Source organism: Caulobacter sp., from assembly GCF_049283275.1.
Classification (GTDB): domain Bacteria; phylum Pseudomonadota; class Alphaproteobacteria; order Caulobacterales; family Caulobacteraceae; genus Caulobacter.
The window spans coordinates 1-4,841 of record NZ_JBAPVS010000078.1 but is presented as its reverse complement, the minus strand read 5'-3'; the positions used below and the strand labels follow the sequence as shown (position 1 = coordinate 4,841).

7 protein-coding genes are annotated in these 4,841 nt (G+C 69.3%); 1 reads left to right on the top strand and 6 read right to left on the bottom strand.

What is annotated here, in order from left to right; translation table 11 throughout:
- The first annotated feature begins 179 nt into the window (after positions 1-179).
- Entirely contained in the window at positions 180-548 is a 369-nt protein-coding gene (locus WAL33_RS03950; RefSeq protein ID WP_422178701.1) for a hypothetical protein, read from the top strand.
- 24 nt (positions 549-572) lie between these two features.
- Here the strand turns inward: WAL33_RS03950 and WAL33_RS03945 are convergent, their stop codons facing one another.
- From WAL33_RS03945 to WAL33_RS03920, 6 genes are all read right to left on the bottom strand, one after another.
- The gene (locus WAL33_RS03945; RefSeq protein WP_422178699.1) at positions 573-1,445 is read right to left on the bottom strand and encodes a PhzF family phenazine biosynthesis protein; all 873 of its coding nucleotides are present in this window, start codon (positions 1,443-1,445) and stop codon (positions 573-575) included.
- Between the two features lie 95 nt (positions 1,446-1,540).
- Entirely contained in the window at positions 1,541-2,125 is a 585-nt protein-coding gene (locus WAL33_RS03940) for a nucleotidyltransferase family protein (RefSeq protein ID WP_422178697.1), read from the bottom strand.
- Positions 2,122-2,955, bottom strand: coding sequence for a bifunctional hydroxymethylpyrimidine kinase/phosphomethylpyrimidine kinase (gene thiD, locus WAL33_RS03935; protein WP_422178695.1), 834 nt, complete (start codon positions 2,953-2,955; stop codon positions 2,122-2,124). Before thiD ends, WAL33_RS03940 begins: the two co-directional genes overlap by 4 nt.
- A gap of 294 nt (positions 2,956-3,249) precedes the next feature.
- Positions 3,250-4,068 (bottom strand): dihydropteroate synthase, encoded by an 819-nt coding sequence (folP, locus tag WAL33_RS03930; protein WP_422178693.1) that lies wholly within the window; start codon positions 4,066-4,068, stop codon positions 3,250-3,252.
- 93 nt (positions 4,069-4,161) lie between these two features.
- Positions 4,162-4,635, bottom strand: coding sequence for a YbjN domain-containing protein (locus WAL33_RS03925; protein ID WP_422178691.1), 474 nt, complete (start codon positions 4,633-4,635; stop codon positions 4,162-4,164).
- On the bottom strand, positions 4,632-4,841 hold a 210-nt coding region (locus WAL33_RS03920; RefSeq protein WP_422178689.1), incomplete at its 5' end, for a hypothetical protein. The genes WAL33_RS03920 and WAL33_RS03925, both read right to left, overlap by 4 nt.

Here is a 4,841-nt window from a genome sequence, read left to right as displayed (position 1 = left end):
CGCGCCCCCCGCGGCTCCCCCTCAGTCGGCTTCGCCGACAGCTCCCCCGGAAGGGGAGCAATGGTTCACCTAGCTGAACGCAAGACAACGAGCGGCTCAGAACCGTTTCAGATTGGGTGTGGTCTCTTGAGGTCAACGTCGCCTCGTCGGCGTGGAAACATTCAAGAGGAACCGTACCGATGAAAAAGATCCTGCTTTCGATCGCCGCGGTCTCGGCCGTCGCCGCCGCCGCCATCCCCGCCGCCGCCTCGGCCCAGGCCTATGGCTATGATCGCGGCCACCGTCAGGACGTCGGCGGCGATCGCGTCGCCCGCCTCGACCAACGCATCGACGTGGGCATCCGCAGCGGCGGCCTTACCCGCAACGAAGCCTGGCGCCTGAAGAGCGACCTGCGCGAAACCGCCCGCCTGGAAGCCCGCTATCGCCGAGGCGGCCTGAACGGCTGGGAGCGCGCCGATCTGGATCGCCGCTATGACCGCATCGGCGCCCAGATCCGCTACGAGCGCCGCGACCGCGACCATGGCTACGATTACGGCCGTCGCTACTAAAGCCCACAAGGCCTCGAGAGGGGCCTAGCCGAGAGCCGGTCCCACCCTCAGCCGGCTCTCGACCATGGTGAAGCCGCGGCCGCGCAGAAGAACGCGCGCGCCGCGGTTTTCGCATTCAAGGTCCCCGCCGCGGCCGGGATAGGCCTGGTGGAACCGCAGGGTCGCCGCGCCCAGCCTGTCGCCGTAGAACGGCATCAGGATGCAGTGGGCCGAGCCGGTGGTCGGGTCCTCGGGAATGCCGGCGCTCGGGGCGAAGAAGCGGCTGACCACGGCGTAGTCGCGGCCTGGGTCGGCCCCTGGATCGGCAAGCGCGGCGACGATCACCTGCCCTGCCCCGCTGCGGGCCAGGCCCGCCCCGACCGTGCTCAACAGGGCCAGGTCCGGCGACAGCCCCCGCACGCTCGCTTCGTCGGCGACCACGGCCAGCAGGTACTGCCCCGCCCAGACCTCCAGCGGCGTCACGCCCCCCAAAGCCTGGGAGAGGGCCTTGGCCAGGTCGGGCTCGGCCTCGACCCGATGCGGCGGATCGGCCGGGAAATCCATCTCCAGCCCCGGCCCGCCCAACACCTGGCCCGCCCGTCGAACCGTCAGCTCGCCCGCCAAGGTGTCGAAGGTCAGCAGCGGCGCGGCCACGCCCAGTTCCTCAAACAGGGCGTGGGCGCTGGCCAGGGTGGCGTGGCCGCAGATCGGGGCCTCGAGCGTCGGGGTGAACCAGCGCAGCCCGAACCGGGCCGGGTCGGCGGTCTTCAGCAGGAAGGCGGTCTCGGCCTGATTGTTCTCGGCGGCCAGGGCCTGCATCCAGGCGGTGTCGGGCCAGGCTTCAAAGGGCTCGACCACGCAGGCCGGGTTGCCCTTGAACGGGCCCGAGGCGAAGGCGTCGATGGTCCACTGGCGCATGGCGAGAACTCCTGTTGGAGCCATGAGCTGTAGGACCGGGATTTTCGCCGATCAATTCGAACATTGTCCTGTGTGACAATGGATTTTCAGCTGTCTTATTGCCCCTCGACCGTGATCTCCGGCCACCGCGCCTGGGCCGAGCCGGTGGTGCGCGCCCAGCCGCCGGCGCCCTTCACCCGCAGGGGATTGGGCCGCAGATGCATCGCGAACAGGTCCTCCAGTCCGAACGGCGCATATACCGAAAGACTGTCGTCGGCCTCCATCCGCACGCCCACGCAGAAGGCGGTGGCCACGAAACGCTTCAGGGCGTCGGCGCTGGACTTGAGCGGCGGATAGGGCTCGTCGGCCCCGAACTTCTTCTCGAACCACAGGTGCACCCGGGCCTGGTTGCGCACCTCGACCAGTTCGCGCAGCGGCGGCTCGAACGCGGCCGCCACCCGTTGGATCACCACGTCCTCGGCTTCGTAAGAGGTGTCGGAATCGTCGTGATAGGCCACGTCGTAGTCCTTGATCCCATAGTCGGGCGCCCGGCCGGTCAGGTGGTTCCAGACCGGCTGGTAGACGGCGCCGGAAAAGATCATCGCGTCGGGCAGGTCCAGGTCGCGGACCACCTTCAGCACCTGCAGGGTGGTGGGCGTGGCGCGGATGATGTCGACCAGGCGGGCTTCGAGGTCGCTCATTTGCGCCCCCCTTCGACGCGAAGTGGCCAGGCGTGATCCAGCGGCCCATGTCCGGCCCCGAACCCGGGCGCGCGCAGCATGGCCTCGTGGACATAGTTCCAGGCTCGGGCGACCGATTCGGTCAGGCTCAGCCCCTGGGCCAGGCCCGTCGCGCAGGCCGAGGCCAGGGTGCAGCCGGTGCCGTGGGTGTGGCGGGTGTCGATCCGCTCGCCCTCGAAGGCGGTCTCGCCCAGGCGGGTGATCAGCAGGTCCACGACCCGCTCGCCCGCGACGTGCCCGCCCTTCATCAGCACCGCGTGGGCGCCCAGCTCCAGCAGGGCCTCGCCGGCCCGGCGCAGGTCGTCGGCGGTCTCGACCACCAGGCCGGTCAGGGCGGCGGCCTCGGGGGCGTTGGGGGTCAGCAGGGCCGCGCGCGGGATCAGCAGGCTCTTCAGCGCGCCGATCGCCTGGTCGGCCAGCAGCGAGGCCCCGCCCTTGGCGATCATCACCGGATCGATCACGGCGGGAATCGCTTTGGCGCTGTCCAGCACCCGCGCCACCACCTCGACCGTGGCCGCGTCGCCCAGCATGCCGGTCTTGAAGGCGTCGGCCCCGATGTCGTCGAGCACGGCGCGGGCCTGGGCCTCGATGATGTCCAGCGGGATCGGATGGACGCCGGTGACGCCCAGGGTGTTCTGCACGGTGACCGCGGTGATCGCCGTGGCCGCGTAGCCGCCCAAGGCGGTGATGGTCTTGATGTCGGCCTGGATCCCCGCCCCGCCGCCGGAATCCGATCCGGCGAGGACGAGCACGCGGCCGCGATAGGCTGGGGAAGGCGAGGCTTGGGTCATGGAGAGGGTTCTAGCGGCAAGTCGGGGGTCTGGGGTAGGCGCCTTTAGGGCTCGGCGGCTCACCCACTTGCCCCCTACGGGTCGCTTCGCGACCGTCTTCCCCCATAGGGGGAAGAGGAATCCGCGCGCGCGTCCTCCGCCCCCTATGGGGGCGGACAGACCGCGAAGCGGTCAGGTGGGGGCAAGTGGGTGTGATCTCACGCGACCGCTCGCTGAGCTTGGTGAGAAGGGTGCGAACCGCCCGGGCCTCGCCGGGCGGAGAGAACGCCGAGCATAAACACCGCGAGCCAACCCCTAAGCCTCGCCCCCGATCGCCCGCCACACCGCCAACGCCTGCGCCGTCTCACGCACGTCATGCGCCCGCACCGCCGCCACGCCGGCCGCCGCGCCGTGCAGGTGGGCCGCCAGCGAGCCGCCCAGGCGGCCCGTCGGCTCGACGCCCAGCGGGTCGAGCGCGGCTATGAACCGCTTGCGGCTGGCGCCCAGCAACACCGGATAGCCCAGGGCGACGAAGCGCGGCAGGGCGGCCAGCAGGGCCAGGTTGTGGGCGGGGGTCTTGCCGAAGCCGATGCCGGGATCCAGCCAGATTTTCTCCTTGGCCACCCCGGCGGCCATGGCGGTGAAGGCCCGGGCCAGAAGGAAGGCTTCGACCTCGGCGACCACGTCGCCGTATCGCGGGTCGTCCTGCATCGTCCCGGGCTCGCCCAGCATGTGCATCAGGATCACCTCGCAGCCCAGCTCGGCGGCGACCTCGGGGGCATCTAGAGCGAAGCGCAGGGCCGCCACGTCGTTCCAGATCGTGGCCCCGGCGGCGACGGCGGCGCGGGCCACGGCGGGCTTCATGGTGTCGATCGAGATCGTGACCTCGCTGGCAGCGCGGATCGCCGCGATCAGGGGGACGACGCGGGCGATCTCCTCGGCCGCCGGCACCGGCGTGGCGCCGGGCCGGGTGCTCTCGCCGCCGATGTCGAGGATGTCGGCGCCCTCGTCGATCAGCCGCCGGGCCTGGTCCAGGGCCGCGCCGGGATCGAAGAACCGCCCGCCGTCCGAGAAGCTGTCGGGCGTGACGTTGACGATCCCCATGATGCGGGGGCGGAGGCGGGCGGCGGTCATGGGAGGGTTCTAGAGCAGGTTTGCTCTACATCGAAGCGCCCCATCGATCCGCTCATCCCGGCGAATGCCGGGATGAGCGGAGGTTTTCTAGCCCTACCAGCCGATATACGTCGTGAAGTCGCCGATCATCCCCGTCCAGACGCCGAAGTCGTCGTCCAGGCCCGCGACCGTGCGGCCGGCGTTCACATTGACGTCGTACTGGACATAGGGGTCGCCGTCGTCGTCGAGATAGACCTTCAGATAGCGGTTCTTGCGGTTCCAGGTATTGGCCTTTTCCAGCGCCAGCGGGGTCTTCAGGTCGAAGCCGGCCGAGAACTGCAGGGCCTTGCAGCGCTTGGCCGCGTTGCAGTCATAGAAATAGATCTTGAAGGTCTGGCCGTCGGCGGCGCTGTTGATCAGCGGATCGTCCGAGGAATCCTTGGTCAGCTCGGCCTTGTAACCGCCCTTCTGCAGCCAGGCCTGCACCTCCGGACCGGTCATGCCGTCCTTGTCGATGGTCTGGGCATGGGACGTTCCCGCCATCAGCACGGTCGCGGCCGCCAGGGCGATGATCGCCTTGTTGCTCATGTCACGCCTCCCCGCCGCGCGTCGCGGCCAAGGCTCAGATTATCGTCCAGGGCATGGGTCGCAAAGAAAAAGCCGGATCGGCGAACCGGCCCGGCTTCTTTCAGTTTTGTCTCGATCGATGAACCCCAGGATCGAAACCTTCGAACCCGTGCTTGGTCCTCGTCCTTCGACAAGCTCAGGATGAGGACCATTGCAGAGGCCGTAGC

Excerpts from the sequence above, each read along its gene's own strand:
- WAL33_RS03950 (WP_422178701.1), top strand. The coding sequence starts at position 180 with ATGAAAAAGATCCTGCTTTCGATCGCCGCGGTCTCGGCCGTCGCCGCC.
- thiD (WP_422178695.1), bottom strand. The coding sequence starts at position 2,955 with ATGACCCAAGCCTCGCCTTCCCCAGCCTATCGCGGCCGCGTGCTCGTC.
- WAL33_RS03945 (WP_422178699.1), bottom strand. The coding sequence starts at position 1,445 with ATGCGCCAGTGGACCATCGACGCCTTCGCCTCGGGCCCGTTCAAGGGC.
- WAL33_RS03940 (WP_422178697.1), bottom strand. The coding sequence starts at position 2,125 with ATGAGCGACCTCGAAGCCCGCCTGGTCGACATCATCCGCGCCACGCCC.
- folP (WP_422178693.1), bottom strand. The coding sequence starts at position 4,068 with ATGACCGCCGCCCGCCTCCGCCCCCGCATCATGGGGATCGTCAACGTC.
- WAL33_RS03925 (WP_422178691.1), bottom strand. The coding sequence starts at position 4,635 with ATGAGCAACAAGGCGATCATCGCCCTGGCGGCCGCGACCGTGCTGATG.